At 50.2% G+C, this 23994-nt stretch carries 24 protein-coding genes and 2 pseudogenes; 21 read left to right on the top strand and 5 right to left on the bottom strand.

Translation table 11 applies throughout. The features are described from left to right. The first annotated feature begins 195 nt into the window (after positions 1-195). Positions 196-1356 carry a DUF1722 domain-containing protein gene (locus EDC33_RS08465; protein WP_170156386.1) on the top strand — a complete coding sequence of 387 codons (1161 nt, stop codon included), beginning with the start codon at positions 196-198 and terminating at the stop codon, positions 1354-1356. Then, the gene (locus tag EDC33_RS08460; protein WP_124010848.1) at positions 1357-2205 is read left to right on the top strand and encodes an aldo/keto reductase; all 849 of its coding nucleotides are present in this window, start codon (positions 1357-1359) and stop codon (positions 2203-2205) included. 67 nt (positions 2206-2272) lie between these two features. Here EDC33_RS08460 and EDC33_RS08455 read toward each other — a convergent pair whose 3' ends face one another. After that, positions 2273-2710: an acyl-CoA thioesterase gene (locus EDC33_RS08455; protein WP_094906173.1), complete on the bottom strand. Its 438-nt coding sequence runs from the start codon at positions 2708-2710 to the stop codon at positions 2273-2275. A 70-nt stretch (positions 2711-2780) separates the two neighbouring features. Between EDC33_RS08455 and EDC33_RS08450 the strand changes: the two genes are divergently transcribed. Next, positions 2781-3152 (top strand): mannonate dehydratase, encoded by a 372-nt coding sequence (locus tag EDC33_RS08450; RefSeq protein WP_268234106.1) that lies wholly within the window; start codon positions 2781-2783, stop codon positions 3150-3152. A 36-nt stretch (positions 3153-3188) separates the two neighbouring features. Here EDC33_RS08450 and EDC33_RS08445 read toward each other — a convergent pair whose 3' ends face one another. Beyond that, positions 3189-4358, bottom strand: coding sequence for an ROK family transcriptional regulator (locus tag EDC33_RS08445; protein WP_124010847.1), 1170 nt, complete (start codon positions 4356-4358; stop codon positions 3189-3191). A 56-nt stretch (positions 4359-4414) separates the two neighbouring features. Here EDC33_RS08445 and EDC33_RS12910 point away from each other — a divergent pair. Together EDC33_RS12910 and EDC33_RS12905 are read left to right on the top strand one after the other, a co-directional pair. Then, positions 4415-4567: pseudogene (locus tag EDC33_RS12910) on the top strand (hypothetical protein); the annotation flags it as partial. Between the two features lie 56 nt (positions 4568-4623). Beyond that, a pseudogene (locus EDC33_RS12905) lies at positions 4624-4722 on the top strand (D-mannonate oxidoreductase); the annotation flags it as partial. Between the two features lie 62 nt (positions 4723-4784). On the opposite strand, the gene EDC33_RS08435 reads toward EDC33_RS12905, so the two are convergent. Next, the gene (locus EDC33_RS08435) at positions 4785-5792 is read right to left on the bottom strand and encodes a sugar kinase (protein ID WP_124010845.1); all 1008 of its coding nucleotides are present in this window, start codon (positions 5790-5792) and stop codon (positions 4785-4787) included. A 2-nt stretch (positions 5793-5794) separates the two neighbouring features. Then, positions 5795-6433 carry a bifunctional 2-keto-4-hydroxyglutarate aldolase/2-keto-3-deoxy-6-phosphogluconate aldolase gene (locus EDC33_RS08430; RefSeq protein WP_094906176.1) on the bottom strand — a complete coding sequence of 213 codons (639 nt, stop codon included), beginning with the start codon at positions 6431-6433 and terminating at the stop codon, positions 5795-5797. A gap of 105 nt (positions 6434-6538) precedes the next feature. Between EDC33_RS08430 and EDC33_RS08425 the strand changes: the two genes are divergently transcribed. The 3 genes from EDC33_RS08425 to EDC33_RS08415 all read left to right on the top strand — a co-directional run bounded on the left by EDC33_RS08425 (position 6539) and on the right by EDC33_RS08415 (position 9288). Beyond that, a complete protein-coding gene (locus tag EDC33_RS08425; protein ID WP_124010844.1) occupies positions 6539-7519 on the top strand; it encodes a LacI family DNA-binding transcriptional regulator in 981 nt (326 codons plus the stop codon). Positions 7520-7663: 144 nt separating this feature from the next. After that, positions 7664-8071 carry a MarR family winged helix-turn-helix transcriptional regulator gene (locus EDC33_RS08420; protein WP_124010843.1) on the top strand — a complete coding sequence of 136 codons (408 nt, stop codon included), beginning with the start codon at positions 7664-7666 and terminating at the stop codon, positions 8069-8071. 14 nt (positions 8072-8085) lie between these two features. Continuing rightward, entirely contained in the window at positions 8086-9288 is a 1203-nt protein-coding gene (locus tag EDC33_RS08415; RefSeq protein ID WP_229716697.1) for an MFS transporter, read from the top strand. 45 nt (positions 9289-9333) lie between these two features. Here EDC33_RS08415 and EDC33_RS08410 read toward each other — a convergent pair whose 3' ends face one another. Then, entirely contained in the window at positions 9334-9927 is a 594-nt protein-coding gene (locus EDC33_RS08410; RefSeq protein ID WP_124010842.1) for a GntR family transcriptional regulator, read from the bottom strand. A gap of 112 nt (positions 9928-10039) precedes the next feature. Here EDC33_RS08410 and EDC33_RS08405 point away from each other — a divergent pair, with 112 nt between their 5' ends. The 13 genes from EDC33_RS08405 to gntK all read left to right on the top strand — a co-directional run bounded on the left by EDC33_RS08405 (position 10040) and on the right by gntK (position 23984). Next, entirely contained in the window at positions 10040-10915 is an 876-nt protein-coding gene (locus EDC33_RS08405; RefSeq protein WP_124010841.1) for an NAD(P)-binding domain-containing protein, read from the top strand. A 6-nt stretch (positions 10916-10921) separates the two neighbouring features. After that, positions 10922-12307: a four-carbon acid sugar kinase family protein gene (locus EDC33_RS08400; RefSeq protein WP_229716698.1), complete on the top strand. Its 1386-nt coding sequence runs from the start codon at positions 10922-10924 to the stop codon at positions 12305-12307. 4 nt (positions 12308-12311) lie between these two features. Continuing rightward, positions 12312-13640, top strand: a complete 1329-nt coding sequence (locus EDC33_RS08395) for a GntP family permease (RefSeq protein WP_124010840.1) — start codon at positions 12312-12314, stop codon at positions 13638-13640. 116 nt (positions 13641-13756) lie between these two features. Beyond that, positions 13757-14608, top strand: a complete 852-nt coding sequence (locus tag EDC33_RS08390; protein ID WP_124010839.1) for a fumarylacetoacetate hydrolase family protein — start codon at positions 13757-13759, stop codon at positions 14606-14608. 74 nt (positions 14609-14682) lie between these two features. Then, complete coding sequence (locus tag EDC33_RS08385) at positions 14683-15312, top strand: SDR family oxidoreductase (protein ID WP_124010838.1); 630 nt, start codon at positions 14683-14685, stop codon at positions 15310-15312. A gap of 186 nt (positions 15313-15498) precedes the next feature. Beyond that, positions 15499-15741 carry a hypothetical protein gene (locus tag EDC33_RS08380; protein WP_031545778.1) on the top strand — a complete coding sequence of 81 codons (243 nt, stop codon included), beginning with the start codon at positions 15499-15501 and terminating at the stop codon, positions 15739-15741. Continuing rightward, positions 15742-17247: a sodium:solute symporter family protein gene (locus tag EDC33_RS08375; RefSeq protein WP_124010837.1), complete on the top strand. Its 1506-nt coding sequence runs from the start codon at positions 15742-15744 to the stop codon at positions 17245-17247. Between the two features lie 249 nt (positions 17248-17496). Next, a complete protein-coding gene (locus EDC33_RS08370) occupies positions 17497-18264 on the top strand; it encodes an IclR family transcriptional regulator (protein ID WP_124010836.1) in 768 nt (255 codons plus the stop codon). Beyond that, complete coding sequence (locus EDC33_RS08365; RefSeq protein ID WP_124010835.1) at positions 18255-19202, top strand: sugar kinase; 948 nt, start codon at positions 18255-18257, stop codon at positions 19200-19202. The genes EDC33_RS08370 and EDC33_RS08365 overlap by 10 nt, the downstream gene beginning before the upstream one ends. 11 nt (positions 19203-19213) lie before the next feature. Further along, on the top strand, positions 19214-19840 hold the full coding sequence (locus EDC33_RS08360; RefSeq protein WP_124010834.1) for a bifunctional 4-hydroxy-2-oxoglutarate aldolase/2-dehydro-3-deoxy-phosphogluconate aldolase: 627 nt from the start codon (positions 19214-19216) through the stop codon (positions 19838-19840). A 1-nt stretch (position 19841) separates the two neighbouring features. After that, positions 19842-20990, top strand: coding sequence for a galactonate dehydratase (gene dgoD, locus EDC33_RS08355; protein ID WP_124010833.1), 1149 nt, complete (start codon positions 19842-19844; stop codon positions 20988-20990). A gap of 20 nt (positions 20991-21010) precedes the next feature. After that, on the top strand, positions 21011-22372 hold the full coding sequence (locus EDC33_RS08350) for a GntT/GntP/DsdX family permease (RefSeq protein WP_124010832.1): 1362 nt from the start codon (positions 21011-21013) through the stop codon (positions 22370-22372). A 97-nt stretch (positions 22373-22469) separates the two neighbouring features. Continuing rightward, positions 22470-23984 (top strand): gluconokinase, encoded by a 1515-nt coding sequence (gntK, locus tag EDC33_RS08345; protein WP_124010831.1) that lies wholly within the window; start codon positions 22470-22472, stop codon positions 23982-23984. The last annotated feature ends 10 nt before the right edge of the window (positions 23985-23994 follow it).

Here is a 23994-nt window from a genome sequence, read left to right as displayed (position 1 = left end):
ATCACCCAAGCATGATTATATAACAGATGTAGCATGATGATGAAATGATTATAAAAATATTTGGTATATTTTATGGATAGTATTGTGATGGAGAGGGTTAAAGGTGAACAGGAGAAGCAGCAGAGGAGCCTCTTTGGTTTAGAAAATGTACAAAAGGTGAATTTAAAGAGAGAGAAGGCAAAGGGAGGGACTTTCATGAAAACATCGGCAGATGTCATCATCGATCTGATTGAAAGGTTTAATGTCCATGACCCAGGGGCAAGAAGGGCCCATGGAAACGGTGACCATCACGAAGCAGCTGTGTATCTTAATGAGGAAGGCAGGGAAATCTTCGGGGGTGTCACGAAAGCAACTGTCCGGCTGTCGAATGCAGCGACTTCGGAAAAGATGCCGGACGAGCTGGTAAACATCAAAGGGTGTTCAGTCAGGTTTCATCATCGATTGAGGCCGATTGATATCATCGGAGTCAATTTCCCCTACTTTCCATTGGGCACGGCAGCGGAAGTGACCAGTGTGATGTTGAACATCGGAGTATATTTGAATGATAAGTCGGCAGGTCGATTCTTCAGCATATTCCGCCCAGGGCGACTCTACCGCGATCTGGATACGATACTGAAGTGGCTGCCAAAACGGACGGATATGGACTATAAATATTATACGGCGCAAAGCTATGGGGAGGATCCATTCAAATTCCGACTGGACTATGATCCCCAGACGAGCAATATAGAACTTTATGCCGAGAAGGATGCACATGTGACGGAATACCAGCCGGAAGGTGAAATGCATCTCGGGCACATTTCAGTGGACCAGGAACCGGCCGGTCAGGAAATAAAGTTCATGGATACGATGAACGCGCCATTCGGCCGCGATCCGAACGGAGAGATTCCTCTGCTCCGCCATTTCCTATACAGGCGTTCTTTTCTCGGGCGCATGGAGGAAGCGGAACTTGATCAGGAGAAATTCAGGATGCTCGAGGAACTCTGGAGAGAAGAAGAACTTTTCGTACTGATGAAAAGTCCGGAACTCCATGATCAGGTGCGGAGCCTGTTCGAATCGGGCATCCGTATGTCAGTCAGTGAGTTCAGAAGGCTGCTTGATCAGGCATATGATATGGAATACGAGCCAGGAAGCATCCGAAATTATATGGAGACTGTGTGGGGACACTTCAAGGATGAAGCTGATGATGGTGAGCGGACACGCTACCAGGAGCTGCAGGGTACTTCCGATATCGATGAAATCCATACTTTCATAGGGGAAATGGCATTGAAGTATGAAGTGCCTGAGCTGCTTGACTCGATTGTCGTCAAAGTTCTCGGGAGAAGAGAAGTGCAGAGGGTACAGAAAGGAAGGATATAGATGTTGAATAGAAAATACGACTTGAATGATGGCAGCACATTGCCGGAAATTGGACTGGGCACGGTGAATATACGGGGTGCCAAAGGTGTGAACAGTATTGTGACGGCCATTGAAGAGAACGGCTACCGTCTCATCGACACATCCACGAACTACAATAATGAAGGGGTAGTTGGGGAAGCCATCCGGCGTGCAGATGTGCCGCGCGAACAACTGATCATCAGCTCCAAGCTTCCGGGCTCGGCGCATGACTATGATAAGGCAATAACGATGATCCAGGAGTCGCTGTACCGCATAGGCATCGACTACTTCGATAAATACCTCATCCATTGGCCTTTGCCGAAACAGGAAAAATATGTCGAGGCATGGCAGGCACTGATCGACGCCCAGAAGTTCGGACTGATCAAGACCATCGGGGTATCGAACTTCCTCGCTGAACACCTCGAGCGTCTTATTGAAGAGACCGGTGTCACACCGGCGACGAACCAGATTGAACGCCACCCATATTTCAACAATAAGGAACTGGTGGAGACGAACAGGAAGCACGGTATATTGACCGAGGCGTGGAGCCCATTCGGCCGAAAGATCAATGATGTTCTGGAAAACCCGGTGATAAAGGAAATCGCCAATAAATATGCCAAGTCCCCGGCGCAGGTCATCATACGATGGAATGTTCAGAACGGGGTCCTGGTCATACCGAAATCCGATTCCAAAGCCCACCAGTGGGAGAACCTCGATGTGTACGGATTCGAATTGACGGAGGAAGACCTGGAAGCGATAGATGCCCTGGACAAAGGAGAGCCGGGCAGGGTGGAGGACCAGCATCCGAATGAATATGAGGAATATGTATAGTACAGGTCATCATCCCATATAACAAAATAGAACGTCCCCAGATGTAGTGCATCCGGGGACGTTCTATTCATTTCTCCACTTTGATCTCTTCGTATTTCCTGAACCATTCCGGGAAGATTTTCTTGAAGGGAACCGGTTTGAATTCGCCGTCCACTTTTTTGACGACGATATGGGTGGTTGTCCCTTCTGTACATACTTCTCCAGCAGCGTTGACGACCTGGTAGCCATATGTCGTCCGTATTCCGGTATTCTCTTCGATCCATGTACGTACCGAAGCACGATCTCCGTATTTCAATGCTTTCCTGTAGGTGACATCGACATTATAGACGGGAGCGTAGTATCCTTCGCGCTCCATCGCGACATAGTCGTAGCCGATGTCCTCGATAAGCTGCATGCGTCCCACTTCAAACCATTTCAGGTAATTGCCGTGGTAGATGACACCCATCATATCCGTATCTGCATACATGATCTGTATTTCTCTTTCGGAAACGTAACCTTGTTCCATTGCATACTTCCTTTCTCTCTTTTATCTGTAGAAACATTATAACAGACAGGCAAAGCCGGGTCTTCGGAAGCTGTTCGATGCCGTGCCGAGCAGGCACAATGAGATCACGTTCTGCACAGGGTCCTACGGCTCCACGTCGGACAACGACCTGTTCGAGATCATCGAACTCGCCAAAGAACACATCCACTTCGTCCATGCGCGGAACGTCAAATGGACTGGGGAACGCTCCTTCCAGGAGACGTCCCACTCCGTGCATGACGGCTCGCTCGATATGGTGGGCATCGTCGAAAAGCTCATCGAAAGCGGTGTCGACGTGCCGATCCGTCCGGACCACGGCCGCATGATCTGGGGCGAGACGGGCAGACCGGGCTATGGCCTCTACGACCGTGCACTCGGTGCTGCCTACCTGAACGGCATCATCGATACAGTAAATAGAAAATAAAAGAAAAGGATAAGTTTGACTTATCCTTTTCTCGTATTAATGGGCAATATGATAGGCGTTCAGATCGAAATGGTTGATATCGAGGAATTTCGCAAGGGGGACAAGTGCTGCGCCGAGGGCGCTGGACTGTGTACCGAGCGGCGAGATGAGGATGTCCCCATAATCGATGAACGATGATGTAAGGCCGGGCTTGAGTTCATCAAGCAGTTCCGGATATTTCGAAAATATGGTGCTGTTGATGACCAGCTTTTTAGGATTGAAGACATTGATGATGTTGTTCAGTCCGACGGTGATGAAGGAGATGTAGTCTTCGAATATGGCCTTCGCCTTCTCGTCCGCCTTCAGGGATTCATATGTCGGAAATTCAATGAGGGAGATGCCTGCGTCGGCAAGCGAGCGGGTGAGGACCTCGTCTGAAGCATAGCGCTCGAAGCATCCTCTGTTTCCACATCGGCACTCGATGCCGTCCTGCTTGATAATCATATGTCCAACCTCCCCGGCATAACCGGAAAAGCCATGGAACACTTCATTGTTCAGCAGGATGCCGAGCCCGATACCGCTGGACAGCGTCATACTGTAGAGGTTCGTCTCGTATGCAGTGAACGACTGTTCGGCACGGACGGACATATTGGCGTTGTTGTCGATATGGACAGGCACTTCGAATCGTTCCTCAAGCTCGGACAGAAGCGGCTTCAAATCAAGCTGCTGCGGCGGAGAGTAGAGCAGTTCCAGTTCGGCATTGACGATGCCATGGAGACTGATGCCGATGCCGACGAGCTGGTTCGGCCGATAGACTTCATTGTACTGGCTGATGACGGGCTCGAGTAGAGTAGGCAGCAGTTCGGCAAGTGTGTCCGTATGACGGATGTCGAAATCATGGATGTTGTTGTAGACGGTCATGCCTTTGAGATTGATGAGCATGATGCGTATATGGGAACGGTCGATGTCGATGCCGATGGAATATGTGCTCATCGGATCAAGTTCCAGGATGATCGGCCGACGGCCGGGCTGTGCATAGTTTTCAACCGGCTTTTCAATGACCAGCGACTGGTCGATCAGTTCATTCACCTGTGAAGAGACCGTCGCCTTGTTCAGTCCGGTGCGTTTTGATATGTCCACCCTTGAAATGGAGCGGCTGCGGATGATATCTTCAAGTACAAGTCTGCGGTTCATCGTTTTAATATAGTTCGAATCACCAGTAACCATAAGGTACACCTCGTTTTGGTTTGTTAGATAAACTAATATTACCAAATAGTTATACAATGAGCAATTTCATTTACCATAAAATAGGAGGAAGAATGATGACTACCCCTTTCAATACAAATCTTAAAGACCAGGTTGCAGTCGTCACAGGCGGTGGCGGTGGCCTTGGTTCATACTTTTGCCGTGCACTTGCGGATGCTGGTGCCAAAGTTGCTGTTCTCGGCCGTACACTGGAGCCCTGTGAAACGGTGGCTTCCGAAATAAAGGGGGCACACTGCTCTATCTGGCTGACCATAAGGCCTCCGGATTCGTTACCGGCATCGTCATTCCGGTCGACGGCGGTTTCTCTGCATACTCAGGTGTCTAAGACAGGATCATATGAACAATAGAACAGGCTGTCCCCAAAGTGGGGACAGCCTGTTTTCATTTCTACCTCTTCACTTCTCGTGTTGCATCGAGCACATCCGCCATCTTCGATATATCCTCTGTGGCGAAATCCCCGCTGATCGTATGCTTGTACAGCATATTTCCGAGTGCATTCTGCAGGATGTCCTGTTCTCCAAGACCATTCATCAGTCCATGGATGACACCTGCAGTGAAGGCGTCACCCGTACCGATCCGGTCGAGTATCTCCACTTCATAGGCGTCCGTCTCCCTGATACCATCCTTTGAAGACAGCATCCCCTTGATGATGTTCCTGTTGGAATGGACGACGGTGCGCTGTGTGAATGCAATATATTCTATATCATATGCAGTATGCAGCTTTTCAAGTATCGGAGCCAGGGTATCGGCATCCGGGTTGCGTTCAAGGCCATCCTTGACCTCTTTGCCGTCTTCCTTCAGCTCGAGCGGCTCATATCCGAAGATCACATCACAATGTTTGATGAACTGCGGCATCGTAGACCGTGCTTCGTCAAAGGACCAGAGGTTGCCCCTGAAATTGAGGTCGGCACTGATTTTAAGTCCCATCTCTTTAGCCGTCTCCACTGCCCGGAGCAGCACCTTCTGGAGTTCTGTGTTGAGGGCAGGGGTGATGCCGCTGAAATGGAACCAGTCATATCCTTCGAATGCCGTCTTGAAATCATAGTCTTCAACTGTCGACTGCTCGAAGCTTGAGTATTTGCGGTCATAGATGACGGAGGAGGAGCGGATGTTGAACCCCTGTTCGAGGAAGTATGTCCCCATCCGCTGGCCGCCCGTCCGGATATGACGCGTCTCCACATCGTTGCTCTTCAAAAGGGAGAGCGTACGCCTGCCAAAGGCATTGTCAGGCAGGGAAGTGATCATTGCAGTATCCACACCTGAGGCGGCGAGGCTCATTGCAACATTCATTTCACTGCCGCCGATGTTGACATTCATTTGATCGGCCGTTCTGAAAGTGTCCGATGGATCCGTGCTCAGACGCATCATGATTTCCCCGAATGTAATGAATTTCATGCCTATTCCCCTTTCAATGCTTTCTGATATGTGGCGACGAATGATTCAGTGTTTTCTTTGACGACTTCCGGGTTCGAACCATCATAACCTTTGGCGAGTGCACTGCCGATGCCGATGGCGAAAGCTCCGTTCTCCATCCAATCAGCCATGTTCTCCTTGTTGACGCCCCCGGAAGGCATAAGGTTTGCATGCGGCATCGGTCCTTTGATGTCCTTGATGAATGACGCACCGAGCACACCGCCAGGGAAGATCTTGATGACATCCACGCCGGCTTTCATCGCTTCTGCGACTTCCGTCGCCGTCGCACATCCAGGCAGGTAGGGGATCTGATTCAGGTTGCAGAGGGCTGCGACATCCTTGTCGAAGTGCGGGCTGACGATATACTGTGCGCCCCGCCTGATCGCTTCATCCGCAGTCTCCCGCGACATGACCGTGCCTGCACCCACACATGCTTCACTGTTAGTTGCGAAATGCTCGATCAGCTCACTTGCCTTCGGTGTCGTGTAGGTGATTTCTATATTTTTGATTCCACCTTCGATGATGTTTTCGACCATCTTCACCGTATCCTCGAAACCTTTTCCACGCACAACTGCAATCAGGTAGTTTTCACGGATTTCGTTCAGAACATCAAATTTCTTCATTGGTATTGTCCTCCTCAAATGTCTTGACTGTCCATTACTTTAACTATACATTAAATAGTAATAAACAATTTACTAAAACGATTTAGTAGTTAGGGGTATTATATCATGAAAAAGGTGACAATTAAAGATGTTGCACAGGAAGCGGGCGTCTCCACGAGCACCGTTTCCCAGTATCTGAATGGGCGCTACCATTATATGGGGGAGGAGACGAAGGAGCGTGTCGCGGAAGCAGTGGAAGCCCTTGGCTACCGGCCCAACTATATGGCAAGAAACTTGAAGAGTGCCTCCACGAAGACCATCGGCATCATCGTCTCGAATATACTGCACCATTTTGCAGTCAGCGTAACGAGAAAAATTGAAGATTATTGCGACCGGGATGGCTACAACCTCATCATTTGCAATGCTGATGACGATCCAAAGAAGGAGCGGAAGTATATTGATGGTCTCCTTGAGAAGCAGGTGGATGGACTCATCATCATGCCGACGCGGGGGAATGACGACCTCTATCGGAAACTCGCCGCCCAGCAGTTTCCGATCGTATTCATCGACCGGTATGTGGAAAATATAGATATCCCTGCATTCAAGCTGGATAATCATCATGCGATTTCCCTGGCGGTCGATTACTTGAAGGGGAGGGGAGCGGAGACTTTCTACTATATAGGTGCCTCGGATGACATGTCACTCACCCCTCGGATTGAACGGCTTGCGGCATTCAGGGAGATTGTAGGGAAGATGGGCGTGCCCCATCATGTCATCACCGCCACCAACGAATCATTGTATGAAAAGGTGGAAGCGGAGTTCAAAAGTGGAGAAGCGGCAAGCGTAGTACTGGCGAATGACTTTGCACTGATGGCCTTTCTGAAATATGCAAACAACCATGATCTGGATCTCGAGACGAACAATCATCTTGTGGCAATCGATGACCTTCCACTTGCCGGGGTGTACCGCCCGGAAATCACAACCATTGCCCAACCGATTGATGAAATTGCAGAAGAAGCCTATAGGAATGTTATGGGAAGTCTTCAAAATGAAGCGCCCAGAAAATATCCGATATACAATTTTAAAGGTGAGATAATGGAAAGATAACCGGCAAATGAGCCGGTTTTTTTAATGATGTATAAGTAAACGTTTCCAATGGAAATCTTATTTGAAGTAACCGTTTACACTCATTGACTTGATTACAGATACCCCATATAATTAGTTAGTCTAACTAACCAAAGGAGTGATCCGGTGCGTATCGAACAGGAATTTTTTGATGCCTATATGGCAATACACCGCCCTTATATCAATCGGGCAAACAGCATCCTGTCTACTTATAATCTCTACAGCTCACAGTGGCTGATACTGAAGGACATCGCAAAGAAAGGCAAGACGACTTCCGTCGATGTGAGCCGGCGGCGGGGAATCGAGAAGCCTACGGCGACGAAAGTGATCAAGCATCTGCTTGAACTCGATCTTATCGAGTCCACCCCGGGTGAGGATCGCCGCATCAAGTATTTGACGATGACGGAAAAAGGAAAGCATCTTTTTGACGAAGTCAGCGATAAGATGAATCATATGCAGCGGGAGGTGCTGGAGGATTTTGAAATCGAAGAGGTCGAAGAATTGATCATGTCACTCAGAAGAATGAATATATAGGGAGGTGTGCTGCTTTGCAGAATAAAGATTATTCAAATGATGGAATCTGGACAAAGGAATTTATCGTCATATTCATGTACCATTTCATCATCATGTTCGCCATGTATGTCTCAATGGTCACGATTGGGAGTTTTGCAATCGACAATTACAATGCTTCCGCGAGCACGGCGGGTCTCGTAGCAAGCATTTTCATAATAGGGGTTCTCGTGGGACGTGCGCTGACCGGTCAGCAGATCAACCGCTTGGGGGCACGGCGCCTCCTATATATAGGAACAATCATGTTCTTTGCAACATATGTCCTTTATTTCATTGATGGCGGCTTGTCGCTGCTCATCATCACGCGTTTCCTCAATGGTTTTGCGACCGGTCTGATCAGTACTGCACTCAATACACTGGCGACCATATCAGTTCCTGAAAATCGCAGGGGAGAGGGCATCAGCTACTTCAGCCTGAGTTTTGTACTCGGCTCGGCAATCGGCCCATTTCTCGGTTTCCTGTTGGCAGGTATGATTCCATACAGCATGATGCTGCTGATTGTTTTAGTGCTGGTGCTGATTGTGGCCATGACCATTCCGATGATCCGCACGAACAACATCAAACGTCCAATGAAGCCGACTGTAAAGGGTTTCAAGATGGTCGACCGCGATGCACTGCCGATGGGCTTCTCAATTCTATTCATGGGCCTTGCGTACGCAGGCGTGCTGTCCTTCCTGAACATGTATGCACAGGAAGTGAATCTCGTGACTGCAGCAAGTTTCTTCTTCATCGTCTATGCAGTATCCATTACATTGACGCGTCCATTTACAGGTAAACTGATGGACCAGAAAGGCGCCAACATCGTCCTGTATCCTGCATTCATACTGATGGCAATAGGATTCTTCATGCTTGGAAGTGCCACGACGGGGCTGGTCCTCCTGGCTTCCAGCGTCCTCATCGGTTTCGGTTACGGAAACTTCCAGTCCATTGCCCAGACTGTCTGTGTCAACCTGGCTTCCCGGGAGAACGTAGGGCTTGCGACCAGCACATATTTCATCATGCTTGAAATAGGCTTGGGATTTGGGCCATTCTTCCTTGGATTCCTTGTTCCATCACTCGGTTATGGCGGGCTCTATCAGTTCCTCGTCATTTCCGTGCTCATTGCGATGGGTATATTCCATTTCGTCTACGGTCGTCATGAGAGTGCCGAGAAGCATATGTCGCAACAGAACTTGAAATAGATGAAGATTTAAGAAGAAGGGGCCGGAATTTAATTCCGGCCCCTTTTACATATAATAGAGGGTAAACTCAAGGTCCTTTTCCAGATGTAGGCGGATAAGCCTCTTTGCCTTCTCTCCATTACGCTCCTCGATCGCCTCCACAACTTCCTCGTGCTCTTCAATGAGGTTCGGCCGCTGTTTTTCCACTACTGTTCTACTGAAGAAGTAGATGACCGAATTGAGCCGCTCATATGTTTCCGAGAGGAACGGGTTCCGGATGGCTTCCACCAGTTTTTCATGGAAGAATTTATTAGCCGACAAGGTTTCTTCTTCCGGTCCTTCCTTTGCCCTTTCTATTGATTGCTTTAGAGCATTCATATCTTCTTTTCCATAAAGCAGCACAGCTTTCTCTACAGCATGTGTTTCAATCAGGATACGCATCTCGAAGAGGTTTCTGTAGTCTTCTGGAGAAGGTTTATATATATGTCCATTTTTGATCAGATACTCGAACTCAAGTTGTTTGAGCACCTCTCTGATTGGTGTCCTGCTGACACCATAGAGTTTGGCCAATTTCACTTCGGTCAACTTTTCCTCTTCATCGAACCGCCGGTTAAGGATGTCTTCCCGGATCTTTTCATATAAAGATATATTTCTACTCATAGTTCCCACCTCGAAAATCATTATACAGTAAATATCCCGCTTTTAAATGTATACATTTATAATATTTTAGTATACAATAAGTTCAGTAAACGTTTTCAAAGGAGAGATTATTGTGAATATTGGTTTTATCGGCCTGGGGATCATGGGCGCACCAATGGTCAAGAACTTATTGGGTCATAGGCATACAGTGTTTGTAAATGATGTAAACAAGGAGGCGGAAGCACGGGTGGTGGAACAGGGTGCTACATCTGTGGGTTCTCTGCAGGAGATGGCAGAGCGTGCGGATGCCATCATAACGATGCTGCCCAATGGTGCCATAGTGAAAGAGGTGCTGTTCAAATCTGAGGATGCACTGTATCCACATCTTAAAGAAGGACAGATGGTCATTGATATGAGCTCTTTGGCTCCAACGGATTCCATTGAAATCAACGGGATTCTCGAAGCGAAGCACGTCATTTTTGCTGATGCACCTGTCAGTGGCGGAGAGCCGTTGGCGATAACCGGTGAACTGTCAGTGATGATGGGGTGCAGTGCGGACCACTTTAACAGTTTGAAAGCAGTCGTTGAGCCGATGTCCAAATCAGTCATCAGGGTGGGTGATGTTGGAGCGGGAAGTACCGTAAAACTTGCCAACCAGATTATCGTCAACACGAATATTGCAGCGCTGGCAGAAGCTGTCGTACTGGCCAAAAACTTTGATATAGACCTTGAAGCCATGTTTGAGGCAATCAGGAACGGCCTGGCCGGTTCGAATGTCATGGAAGCGAAGTTTCCTAAAATGATTGATGAGGATTATAAGGCGGGCGGTACAATCAACATCAATTTCAAAGATCTCCATAATGTGACTTCAACAAGCGACCAGGAACAGATCACCCTCCCATTGACGAATATGGTCAAGGAAATGTATAAATCCGAAATCATAAATGGAAACGGAATGAACGACCATTCAGGAATCATCAAGTATATCGAAAGAATAAATGGGAGGTAGGTGAATATGATGGATAAAGAGCTTCTTAAAGACGTTCCGGACTGCAATCCGGAAAGGGATTTCGAAAACTTTAACTATAAAGTGGTCGTGCTCGATGATGATCCGACGGGTACTCAGACGGTCAAAGACCTGAACGTCTACACTGCTTGGGACGAAGCACTGGTCAGGGACGGGTTCATGTCGGACAACAACATGTTCTACATCATGACCAACTCAAGGGCATTTACCGAGGAGAAGACGATTGCTGTACACAAGGATATTATCGAAGTTCTTGATAAAGTTTCAAAAGAGCTCGAGCAGCCCTACCTTGTAATCAGCAGGGGTGATTCCACATTGAGGGGACATTCATATATAGAGCCTAAAACGATAGATGAAGCCAGCGAAGGCGGATTTGATGCGGTATTTCATATACCAGCCTTCTTCGAAGGCGGCCGTTATACTTACGGTGGCGTGCATTACCTGCAGGAAGGTGACCAGTTCGTTCCTGTAAATGAGAGTGAATTCGCAAACGATTCGACATTCGGATTCAGTGCTGGAACAATGGCCGGGTATGTCGCAGAGAAGAGTGAAGGGGCAGTGTCCGTTGATGAAGTGAAGCATATCGACCTCGATATGTTGAGAGGGTGTGACGATGCCCAGCTTCTCGAGTTCTTTGACTCATTGTCGAACTTCGATTCGGTTGTAGTGGATGCAGTCCATGACAATGATCTTGCATTCTTCACCTCTGTGCTTATGGATTATCTCAACAGGGAAGACAGAAAATTCATCTTCCGTACGGCAGCCTCCTTTGTGAAATCGATCTGTGCGACGCCAGGAGAGGTACTCCAAGCAGATGAAATTGCAGATAAACAGGATGGACATGGCGGCATCATCGTTGTCGGGTCGCATGTCGAGAAGACGACCCAGCAGCTCAAGCATCTGCTGGATCATTCAAGCATCATACCCCTTGAATTCGAAGTGGACAGGGTCAAGGATGCTGAAGAACTGAAAGAATATATCCATACCATCAGAAAGCATGTCGAGGAGCAGATTAATGGCGGCAGGAACGTAGTGATATATACCTCCCGTAAACTGATCAGCACTGACGATAAGTTTGAAAGTCTTGAAATATCCAAGCGGATTTCGGAAAGCCTCGTCGAAATCGTCTCGACACTTGATGTGAAGCCAAGGTTCATCATTGCAAAAGGTGGAATCACATCAAGTGATGTGGCGACGATCGGACTTAATGTGAGAAAAGCGCGGGTACTCGGTCAAGCGGATAAAGGAATTCCTGTATGGAAAACGATGGCTGAAGCGAAGTATCCAAATATGCCCTACATCGTCTTCCCAGGCAATGTCGGTGGCGTAGAAACATTGTATAGCGTATATAATAAATTGGATAGGGGAGAATAGGCGTATGTTGATGATACTATTCATTTTGGCACTGGCTGTACTGTTTCTTCTGATTTTGAAATTTAAGCTGGAGCCCTTCATCGCATTGTTGATCACATCGTTTGGTCTTGCCTTGGCTGTGCAGATACCGATTGCTGAAGCCTCGTCCATCATTGCAGAAGGCTTCGGTAATACATTGGCCGGAGTAGGTATACTGATCGGACTTGGAATTGTCTTTGGGCAGTTCCTGGCAAAATCAGGAGCAGTGGAGAAGATTGCCGAAGGCATCCTTTCCATCACAGGGGTCAAGAAATCCCCGGCAGGATTGGCACTGACGGGGTCCATAGTTTCCATCCCCGTCTTCTTTGATGCAGCATTTGTCATCCTGAACAAGGTGATCAAAAGTTTGACCAAAAAAACGGGGATCGCCAAAATCACATTTGTAACCGCTTTAGCCGTTGGACTGATCGTTTCACACAGCATGGTCATTCCGACACCAGGCCCCCTTGTTGTGGCGGAGAATATCGGGGTGGACCTCGGTATATTCCTGATGATGGGAATATTCGTCGCAGTCATCGCCACACTCGTTGGTGGGTATGGTTACGGGATGTTCATCGGTAAAAGGATAAAGACAGAAGAAATTGAAGATGAAATGGAAGAAGTCCAAGAAGAAACAGATGAACGGCCAAATGGAAAAGAAATCACCAAAAGCCTCTCGTTCGGTCTGATTGCGTTACCGATTGTGCTGATACTGAGCAATACAGTAGCGCAACTCTTCATACCGGAGAACCCTCTGGCAGCATTCTTTGCGTTTGTCGGTGACAAGAACGTTGCGCTCCTCATCGCAGTGCTCGTGTCATTGCTTGTGCTAAAGCCGTATATCGCCGGAGAATACAAAGTCCAATTCAATAAATCCATGCAGGATGCCGGGAGTATCCTACTGATCACGGGCGCCGGTGGTGCTTTTGGAGCGGTAATCAATGCGAGTGGAATGGGAGACTACCTTATTGAAATGATGACAAGTTGGAATATACATATTCTACTCCTCGCTTTCATATTCACCCAGATACTCAGGGCATCACTTGGGTCTGCAACAGTGGCGCTTGTCACGACTTCAAGTATACTCGGACCTCAAGTTGCAGAACTTGCCGTTTCACCAGTTCTTCTGGCCCTTGCCATCTGTTCCGGTGCAATCGGTCTCTCATTGCCGAACGACTCCGGTTTCTGGGTTGTGAACAGGTTTGGTAATCTGACGGTTCCACAAACGCTCAAAGCCTGGTCCCTTGGCGGATTCGTAGCCGGGCTCACTGGCATTACACTTGTTTATATCATGCATTTCATCACTATACTTTAGGATTCAAGTAGATGTTCACACCTGCCAATATAGAGAAATGTATTGTTGATTTTATCAATTATTTGAAAATTGTGATATAATCTTGGGTACATTATATACTGATGGGGGTAATTGGGATGAAGCTTTTGACTTTTTATAGTGATGGAAAACTCAAACCAGGTGTACTGACAAAAAAAGGTGTCCTGGACATCTCAGGCTCCTATCCGACATTGATCGAAGCCATTGTAAGATATAAAGGGTTGGAAGAGTTTCTGCAGTTTGCACTCGAGGAGGAGTGTGAATTCTTCCTGGACCCCCGCAAAGTGGATCTGGGCCCCGCAATAGACTGTTCTGAAAAGATCATCTGTGTGGGCCTGAACTATAGGAAACATGCAGAAGAGTCGAATATGCCGGTACCGGAGCATCCGATCCTCTTCAGCAAGTACAGGAACAGCCTGTCCGGAAACGGGGAGACGGTCGGCATCCCATCTGAAGCTTCCCAGGTGGATTATGAGGCCGAACTTGCCATCATCATCGGCAGGGAAGCCAAGGAAATCAGCGAGGAAGATGCCGAAGACTACATATTCGGCTACAGTGCCGCGAACGACCTGTCCGAACGGGCCTTCCAGTTCAGAAGCGTGCAGTGGCTGCTGGGTAAGAACCTGGATGGGTTCTGTCCTTTGGGTCCGTATCTCGTCACGCAGGATGAAATAGAGGATCCGAATAAACTGCGAATCAGCTGCAGCGTCAATGGAGAAGTCCGGCAGGATTCCAATACGAATGACATGATCTTCAAGTGCGAGAAGCTGGTCAGCTATATTTCACACTATATGACGCTGAAGCCGGGAGATGTCATCCTCACGGGAACACCGGAAGGCGTCGCCATGGGTCATGAAGAAGGTCATCGGCCATGGCTTCAGGATGGTGATGAGGTCACTGTCGAAATCGAGCAGCTGGGCAGGCTCACCACATATATGGAAGCGGAGTAGCAAGCATTCCATTTGATTTGTTTCCGAATGAAGCGCACCATGGAATCATAGACATTCGAGGAGGCGAACATGCAATGAGAATATTGGTTATTGGCGCAAATGGCCAGATCGGCAGAATGGTCGTTGATAAACTGAAGGAGAGCGAGCATGATCCGGTCGCAATGGTACGCAAGGAAGCGCAGGCGGAGGCTCTGCATCAAAAGGGCATAAAGACCGTCATCGGCGACCTGGAACAGGATTTCTCGCATGCTTTTGAAGATATCGACCTCGTGCTGTTCACGGCTGGTTCCGGTGCGAAGACGGGTGCCGACAAGACGATCCTGATCGACCAGGAAGGTGCGATGGAATCGATCGATCTCGCCAAGGAAAATGGTGTGAAGCACTTTGTGATGGTCAGTGGCATGGGTGTAGAGAAAGCCAGAGAGGCGGATGATGCAATGCGTCCATACATGCATGCGAAATTCCGTGCGGATGAGCACCTTGAAGCATCCGGAGTACCATATACCATCCTCCGGCCCGGAAGGCTGACGAATGATGACGGCAAAGGCTCGGTGGACTTCTATGAATATGAAGGGGAAACACGCTACGGGGAAGTACCGCGTGCGGATGTCGCAAGCGTACTCGTTGAAATCATCAATGCGAAACCTGAGAACAGGCTCTATTATCTCATCGGCGGAGATACCCCTGTCGCCGAAATCCTATAGACTCATATCGATGATCGACCCGGCTGAGATGCCGGGTTTTTTATTATTCAACAATGTAAACGATTTCATTAAATAAAAATTCAGAAAATGTAGAATATTTTGTGTAGAAGTGTTAATGTATCGGTAATTATATCCTGGCATCCGCTCTGGAGTGGGCCTGGAACCAATCATAAGGAAGGTGAGCAGATGAAGCAGAAAACACGAGAACCGATCATGAACTACAGGATATGGATCGGCTTCCTCATCATTTTCATCCTGTTGAATCCCTGGTATTTCCCGTCCGGAGACCCGGTGCTGGTCTATGGCGTACCGCTCTGGGCACTGGTGATCATGGGAGTGACGGTCGTGTTGTCGCTCTACATCACATATGTCATCCGGTACCACTGGGAGGTTGAGGACGAAGAAGAATCAGGAGAGGGGGAGAAGTAGATGGAACTGGCGTTTTCAGGGACGTCCGGGATTCTGATCATGCTGTTCTACGGCATCATCATGCTGCTGATCGGGGTCGGAACATATATGAGAAACAGGAACGTACATAGCAGTATGGAAGAATACTACCTCGGGGGCAGGGGGCTCGGGACGATGGTCCTGTTCTTCACCTTCTTCGCCACCCAATACAGCGGCAATACGGTCATCGGCTATTCCGCTGAGGCCTACCGCGTTGGGTATGCGAACCTTGTGAGCATACCGTTCTTCATCATGATCATCCTCGTCTACCTGCTTTTTGCACCGAGGATGTATAAGCTGAGCAAGAAGCACAATATCGTGACACCGGTGGATTGGCTGGAGATGAAGTTCAAATCGAAGGCCGTCTCCATACTCGCAGCAATCATCATGCTGTATGCTCTGGGCAACTTTCTGCTCGAGCAGCTGATTGCAATCGGTCAGGGTGTTGCGGGACTGACGGGCGGTACGGTGCCGTATCAGGCAGGCGTCATATTCTTCATCGTCATCATGGTGGTATACGGCTGGCTCGGCGGCATGCGTTCGGTCGCCTATACGGATACGATGCAGGGCATCGCGCTGCTCGTCGGCGTATTCATGCTGCTGATCGGCACAATCGTCTACTTCGGCGGCCTCCCGGCGGCCGGAGACTACATCCGGACATATTCTCCTGAGAACCTCGGGGTGCCGGAGGGCGGTGGACTGGTCCGGTGGACAAACTTCCTTATACTCGTCGGCATCGGGGCGGCAGTCTACCCGAATGCCATCCAGCGGATCTTCTCCGCCAAGAGTGAACGGTCGCTCAAACGGTCCCTTACGCAGATGGCATGGATGCCGTTTTTGACGGCGGGTGTCGTATTCGTCATCGGAATCCTTGCCTATACCGCCTTCCCGGACCTCAGCGTGGAGGAATCAGAACAGATTGTCGGAATGATGGCCAGCGCCATCGCCAATGAGAACATCATCTTCTACATCGCGATGGTGCTCCTGTTCGGCGGAATCATTGCAGCCATCGTCTCTACTGCAGACTCTGTGCTGCTTACATTCTCATCCATCGTATCGAAGGATATATACGGACGGTACATCAATCAGGAGGCTTCCGACAACAAGAAGATAATGGTCGGGAAGATCGTCGGTGTCATCGCGGTGGCATTCCTGCTGATGGTCGCATGGAACCCGCCCGGCACACTGTATCAGGTCTTCGTCCTCAAGCTTGAAATCCTTGTCCAGGTGGCACCGGCCATCATACTCGGCCTCTACTGGGAACGGAGCCATGCTAAATCCGTGTTTGCCGGCATGCTCGCCGGTGCACTGGTTGCAGCGGTATTCACATTTGCCGGCCTGACGCCACTCGGCATCTTCAGCGGCGTATGGGGACTCATCATCAATCTGTTCATCTATATCGCGGGCAGTTTCGCTTTCGGTACCGCCCCGTCAAAGGATGCGGTATCCAGCATGGATGGCCAGGAAGCAACACAGGCAGTAAGATAGGGGTGAGCAGGACGTGCCGTGGCTCCTTAGTGTACGGTGCGAAGTATAGTTGATCATATCAACGCATATCCATCCAAATTGACAGCATCTGTTCCATTGCGGAGCAGATGCTTTTTATATTTGGAAAAAATGATGTAAACCCTTACATTTTTCATTGACAGGAGGGAATGCACATATTATATTAACATTAAGTTCATATACAGGAACGAAGTTCACATATAAGAACTTAAGTAAAAGCGAGGTGACGCCATGTCGGTCAAATCGGCGGAAAGGGTACTGGATATCATCGAATATCTGACGAAGATTGAGGGAGGCATTTCCCAGATGGGACTCTCAAAGGAATTGGGGATCCCAAAGAGCAGCATGTCCCAGCTGCTTCTGACGATGGTCAATAAAGGTTATTTGAATAAATCGGAAGGCAACATCTATAAGCTTGGACATAAGCTGATCATTGCAGGCAACAAGGCACGCACGAGCAATGACATCTACAGCGCGAGCATCGAGATTCTGAGGGATGCGGCGATGAAGACGGGCGAAACGGTCTTCCTTGCGATACGTTCTGCGGATGAAATCATCTATCTGGCGAAAGTGGACAGTGAAGATTCGGCACGCACCACCGCCCAGCCGGGCATGCGCAAACCGCTGCACTGCACAGGCCTCGGCAAAGCTTTCCTTTCTTTTGAAAGCGGTGACACCAGAATGTCCCTGCTCGAAACGATCCCGCTCGATGCCTACACCGAAAAGACCATCACGGACCGCGAAGTGCTCAAAAAAGAGACGGCAGAATACCGTGAACAGGGATATGCCATCGATGATGAGGAGAATGACCTCGGTGTCTATTGCATATCCGCACCGATATATGGAGATCATGGCGGAATGACGGCAGCAATCAGCTGTGCAGGATCAAAACCGAGGGTCCTTTCAAAAAGGGATGAAATTGTAGGCATCGTCACACAGGCGGCAAAGGAAATATCGGAAACCCAAGGGTTTACAGGAGGCGCAGAAAAATGGATGTAGTGGCAATCGGAGAATCGATGGTGGCATTGGTGAATAAGCCGGCCGGGTATATAAGGCATGCAGATGGATTCAAACCGTTCGTTGCCGGGGCGGAAACGAATACGCTGATCGGCCTCAGCCGATTGGGGCATAAAACCGCATGGATATCTGCACTCGGCAAGGATGAACTTGGAGAATTCATCCTGCATAAAGTAAGGGCGGAGCAGGTGGATACGGCCTCAGTCAGCACGACGGGTGACCGTACGGGTGTGTTTTTCAAGCAGATATCGCCGGATGGAGCGGTGGATGTCACATACTACCGTGAAAATTCCGCCGCAAGCCGCATGACGCTGGATGATATCGACATGGACAAGATCAACGGGGCAAAGGTGCTCTATATTACCGGCATCACGCTTTCATTGAGTGGACAGACAAAAGAGATGCTCTTCAATGTAGTGGAAGCACTCAATGAGGATGTGAAGGTGGTATTTGACCCGAATATCCGCCTCAAGATGTGGACGGAAGCAGAAGCCCGCAAGGCGATCCTTGAGTTCCTTCCCCATGTGGATTACCTCATTGCCGGAAAGCAGGAAGTCGACATACTGCTTGGTCATCAGGACTTCGATGCCGCGATGGATAAGTTCAAGCGCTTCGGCTGTGCCAACATCATCATCAAGCTTGGCCGGGAAGGTGCATTATATGATATGGAAGGCGTCCGCGGCAGGGTGGAAAACCCGAAGCGGTTCGAGGAGATCGACCCGGTAGGTGCAGGGGATGCATTCGCAGCAGGTGTGGTTTCAGGCATACTGGAGGACAGGGAGCCCGAAGGGATGATCCGCACCGCCTGCTTCCTCGGCGGCTATATCACCCAGTTCATCGGAGACTACCAGGGGTTCCCTTCAAGAGGCACAATAGAAGCAATGATTGACGCTGATGAAGACGAAAAAGTAAAAAGATAGGTGGGATATCAATGACAGTACTTGGCAGAATAAAGGAACATAAGATGGTAGGCATACTGCGCGGTTATAATACGGAGGATGCGGTGAAGATCGTCGACACTCTCGTAAAGAATAATTTCAGGGTCATTGAAGTGGCGCTCAATTCCCCAAACTCATTGAAGACGCTCAAAGTGCTCAAAGAAAAGTTCGGCGATGAAATCATTCTTGGTGCCGGAACGGTGCTGACTGTGGAGGCTGCGAAGGAATGTGTAGCGATTGGCGTCCAGTTCCTGCTCTCCCCGGCATACGGTGAACGGGTGCTTCAATATGCCAAATCCAGAGGCGTCCTCTATATTCCAGGGTGCTATACGCCGACGGAAATCTACGAGGCCTATCTGGCTGGAGCGAAGATGATCAAGGTTTTCCCAGCTGGGCAGCTGGGTGCAACCTATATCAAGGATGTGCTTGCACCGATGGATGATCTGGTATTGCTGCCGACAGGGGGCGTGAATCCGGACAACATTAGGGCCTACCTGAATTCAGGGGCTCAGGCTGTCGGCATCAACTCTGCCTTGGTACCATCGAATCGTACAGTCGATGATGCGCTGCTTGAAGAAATCGGCGAACGTGTCCAGAAACTGAAAACCGAGGTGGACTAGAATGAAGATAAAAAGCTACGAACTGTTTACGGTACCGCCAAGATGGCTCTTCCTCAAAGTCGAGACGGACGATGGGCTCGTCGGCTGGGGGGAGCCGGTCATAGAAGGCAAGGCAGCGACGGTCAAAGCTGCCGTCGAAGAATTGATGGACACGATCATCGGTAAGGATCCGATGAATATCGAAGGTCTATGGAATGAATTGTACCGCGCAGGCTTCTACCGGGGCGGCCCGATCCTGATGAGCGCCCTGGCGGGCATCGACCAGGCACTGTGGGACATCAAGGGCAAGTACTACAATGCCCCGATCCATCAACTGCTTGGCGGTAAGGCACGGGAGCGGATCAAAATCTACTCCTGGGTCGGCGGCGACCGGCCGCAGGATGTCGGTGCAGCATCGCTCGAACTGAAGGACCAGGGCATAACGGCTGTGAAGATGAATGCGACTGAAGAGCTGCAGTACATCGATTCCTACAGCAAAGTGGACGATGTGCTGGAGCGCGTCGCCTCCATCCGTGAGATGTGCGGCAAGGACTTCGGCATCGGCATCGACTTCCACGGCCGCGTACATAAGCCGATGGCAAAAGTGCTGGCGAAGGAGCTGGAGCAGTTCCGACCGATGTTCATAGAGGAACCGGCCCTGCCCGAGAACAATGAGAACCTCCGGGACATCGCGATGCATACATCGATCCCGATTGCTACAGGGGAGCGGATGTTCTCGAAATGGCAGTTCAAGACGCTGCTGAAGGATGGATATGCCGATATCATCCAGCCGGACCTCTCACATGCCGGCGGCATCACCGAGTGCAAGAAGATCATGTCCATGGCGGAAGCCCATGACGTGGCGGCTGCACCACACTGTCCCCTCGGCCCGATTGCGCTTGCGGCATGCATCCAGGTCGATGCGACATGCCACAATGCCATCATCCAGGAACAGAGCCTCGGCATCCACTACAATAAGGGGAACGACATCCTGGATTATGTATCCGACGCTTCCGTCTTCGAATATACGGATGGACATGTGGAAGTGCTGGAGAAGCCGGGGCTTGGCATCGACATCAATGAAGACTATGTCAGGGAACGCAGCCTGATTGGACACAACTGGAAGAACCCGGTATGGAAGCACAAGGATGGCAGCATCGCAGAATGGTAAAAATGAAAGGGGTATAAATAATGTCCAATGAAATGTGGCTGATTATTGCGACCGTCCTCGGCATCGCACTACTGCTGTTTCTGATCATGAAAGTCAAGCTTCACGCATTCGTTTCCCTGCTTATCGCATCACTCTTCATCGGCCTGTCTACGGGCATGAGTCCGATGGACATCATCGATGTCATCGAATCGGGCATGGGCGGCACGCTCGGCTTCATCGCCGTCGTCGTCGGCCTTGGTGCCATGTTCGGTGAAGTGCTTAAAGTATCCGGAGGTGCCGAACGCCTGGCACTCACACTGATCAACAAATTCGGGGAGAGCCGCTCGCAGTGGGCGCTCGGCTTCACAGGGTTCCTCGTCTCCATCCCGGTCTTCCTGGATGTGGCGCTGGTCATCCTGATCCCGATCGTCTATTCCCTTGCGATGAAGACGAAGAAATCACTGTTGTACTATGGTATTCCACTGCTTGCAGGTCTCGCGGTGGCGCACAGCTTCGTACCGCCGACACCGGGTCCGATGACGGTGGCTGCCATGCTTGGGGTGGACCTCGGATGGGTCATCCTATTCGGTATCGCAGCGGGTATCCCGGCGATGATCCTTGCTGGACCGGTATTCGGTAAATTCATCGGAAGCAGGATTCATCTCGACATTCCAGATTATCAGAAGCTGGATGACGAAGTCAGTGCAATGCGTGAAGAGCGTGACATGCCAAGTTTCAAGCTCGTATTCTCACTCATCCTGATCCCGCTCGTACTTATTCTGGCCAATACGGTGACAGGTGCGATTGTTGGAGAGGACTCCACAAACCTGTTTGCTGAAAGCATCCAATTCGTCGGTCACCCGTTTGTGGCGCTGATCATCACGGTCGTCCTGACGTTCATGCTGCTCGGTACACGCCGCGGCTACTCGCGTGATGAAGTGCAGGACATTGCGACGAAAGCGCTGGAACCTGCAGGTATCATCATCCTGATCACCGGTGCCGGCGGGGTCTTCAAGGAAGTCCTCATCCAGAGTGGTGTCGGTGACGTCATGGGTAACCTCGTCGTCGGTGCCGGTCTGCCGCTCGTCGTCGCTGCATTCGTCATCACGACATTCGTCCGTGTTGCCCAAGGCTCTGCAACAGTGGCGATGGTTACAGGCGCCGGCCTCATGGCACCGATCATCTCCATCAGCCCGGTCAGCCAGCCGGAACTCGGTCTGATTGCGATTTCCATTGCCAGTGGTGCGACTGTACTCTCACACGTCAACGACTCCGGCTTCTGGCTGGTCAACCGTTTCTTCGGCATGACCACCGGTGAGACGCTGAAATCGTGGACGGTCATGGAGACCATCATCGGTCTGACAGGCTTTGCCGTCGTGGCCATCATCAGCATTTTCATATAGAATGAAGTTACGACCCCATGCCGTGCATGGGGTTTTTGTATACACAGCCAAAAAGCCATATAATAGAAGTAACAGGAAATAAGAAGGGGAAATCGACATGAAGAAGTATATGATGGGTCTGGATCTCGGCACGACTGCAGTCAAGGCGGTGCTGTTCAATGTGACCGGCGAATACATAGACAAGGAAACGCAGCATTACCCGCTCCACACGCCCGATGTCCATATTGCAGAGCAGGATCCGGATGAGATTCTGGAGAAGTCGATGGAGGCGATCAGACTGCTCGTCAAACGCAACCGCTGCGGCAACAGCATCGAATTCATCTCCTGCTCATCTGCGATGCACAGCCTGATCCTGCTCGACAAGTCGGGGAGCCGGCTGACCGAATGCATCACATGGGCCGATAGGCGCAGTGAGGATGTGGCAGAGGAATGGGGGACGGAGCGCGGCGTCGGAATCTACAGGCGGACCGGCACGCCGATCCATCCGATGAGTCCGTTCATCAAGCTGCTTCATTTCAAGGACGCACATCCTGAGCTGTACAGCCAAATCGGCAAGGTGGTCGGCATCAAGGAATATGTGCTGCATCATCTGACCGGTGTCTATGAAGTCGACAAGTCCATCGCGAGCAGCATGGGCATGATGAATCTGGAGACTTCCCAGTGGGACGCGGAAGTGCTTGAAATCCTCGGGCTGGACACGGCGCAGCTGCCGGATATCGTCGGGACGACGAAGGTGTATCCATCCCTGAACAGGATGCATGAAAAGCTCGGCATCGCTGAAAAGACGAAGATCATCACCGGTGCAAGTGACGGAGTGCTTGCGAACCTTGGCGTCAATGCCATCCAGAAGGGGGATATTGCGATCACCATCGGTACGAGCGGGGCCATCCGTACGGTCATCGATGCCCCGAGGACGGATGTGAAGATGCGTACGTTCTGCTACCACCTGACGGATGATCACTATGTCATCGGCGGGCCTGTGAACAATGGCGGCGTCGTCCTGAGGTGGATCCGCGACGAACTGTGTACGGAGGAAGTCGATGAAGCGGCATCCTCCGGCAAGGACCCGTACGAAGTGATGACACAGGCGGCAAAGGAAGTCAGGCCGGGGAGCAACGGGCTCATCTTCCACCCCTATCTTGCAGGGGAACGTGCACCGCTCTGGAATGCCAAGGCCGTCGGCTCCTTCTACGGCCTCACTTTGTCACATGAACGGAAGCACATGATCCGTGCTGCGATGGAGGGTGTCGTCTACAACCTCTACAGCGTATACCTGGCACTCCGCGAGCAGATGGACAGTGTAGGCAGCATCAAGGCGAGCGGCGGTTTCGCCAGAAGTGAAATGTGGAAACAGCTTATGGCCGACGTGTTCGGTGAACAGCTGACGGTGCCTAAATCATATGAAGCCAGTGCCTTCGGTGCCTGTCTGCTTGGGCTGTATGCCATTGGTGAAATGAAGGGTCTGGATGAAGCCGCACAGTTTGTCGGGGAAAGTGATGCATATGTTCCTGAAGAAGCGGTATATATGAAGTACCAGGAGATCATGAGTATCTATATCGAGCTTGGACGTGCACTGGAACCATTCTACAACCGGATGGACGAAATCAGATGAGGAGGGCGGT

Origin of the sequence: Salinicoccus roseus, from assembly GCF_003814515.1 — a bacterium.
GTDB classification, from domain to species: domain Bacteria; phylum Bacillota; class Bacilli; order Staphylococcales; family Salinicoccaceae; genus Salinicoccus; species Salinicoccus roseus.
Note: the sequence above shows the minus strand (reverse complement) of the source record. Positions and strands in the feature narration are given on the sequence as shown.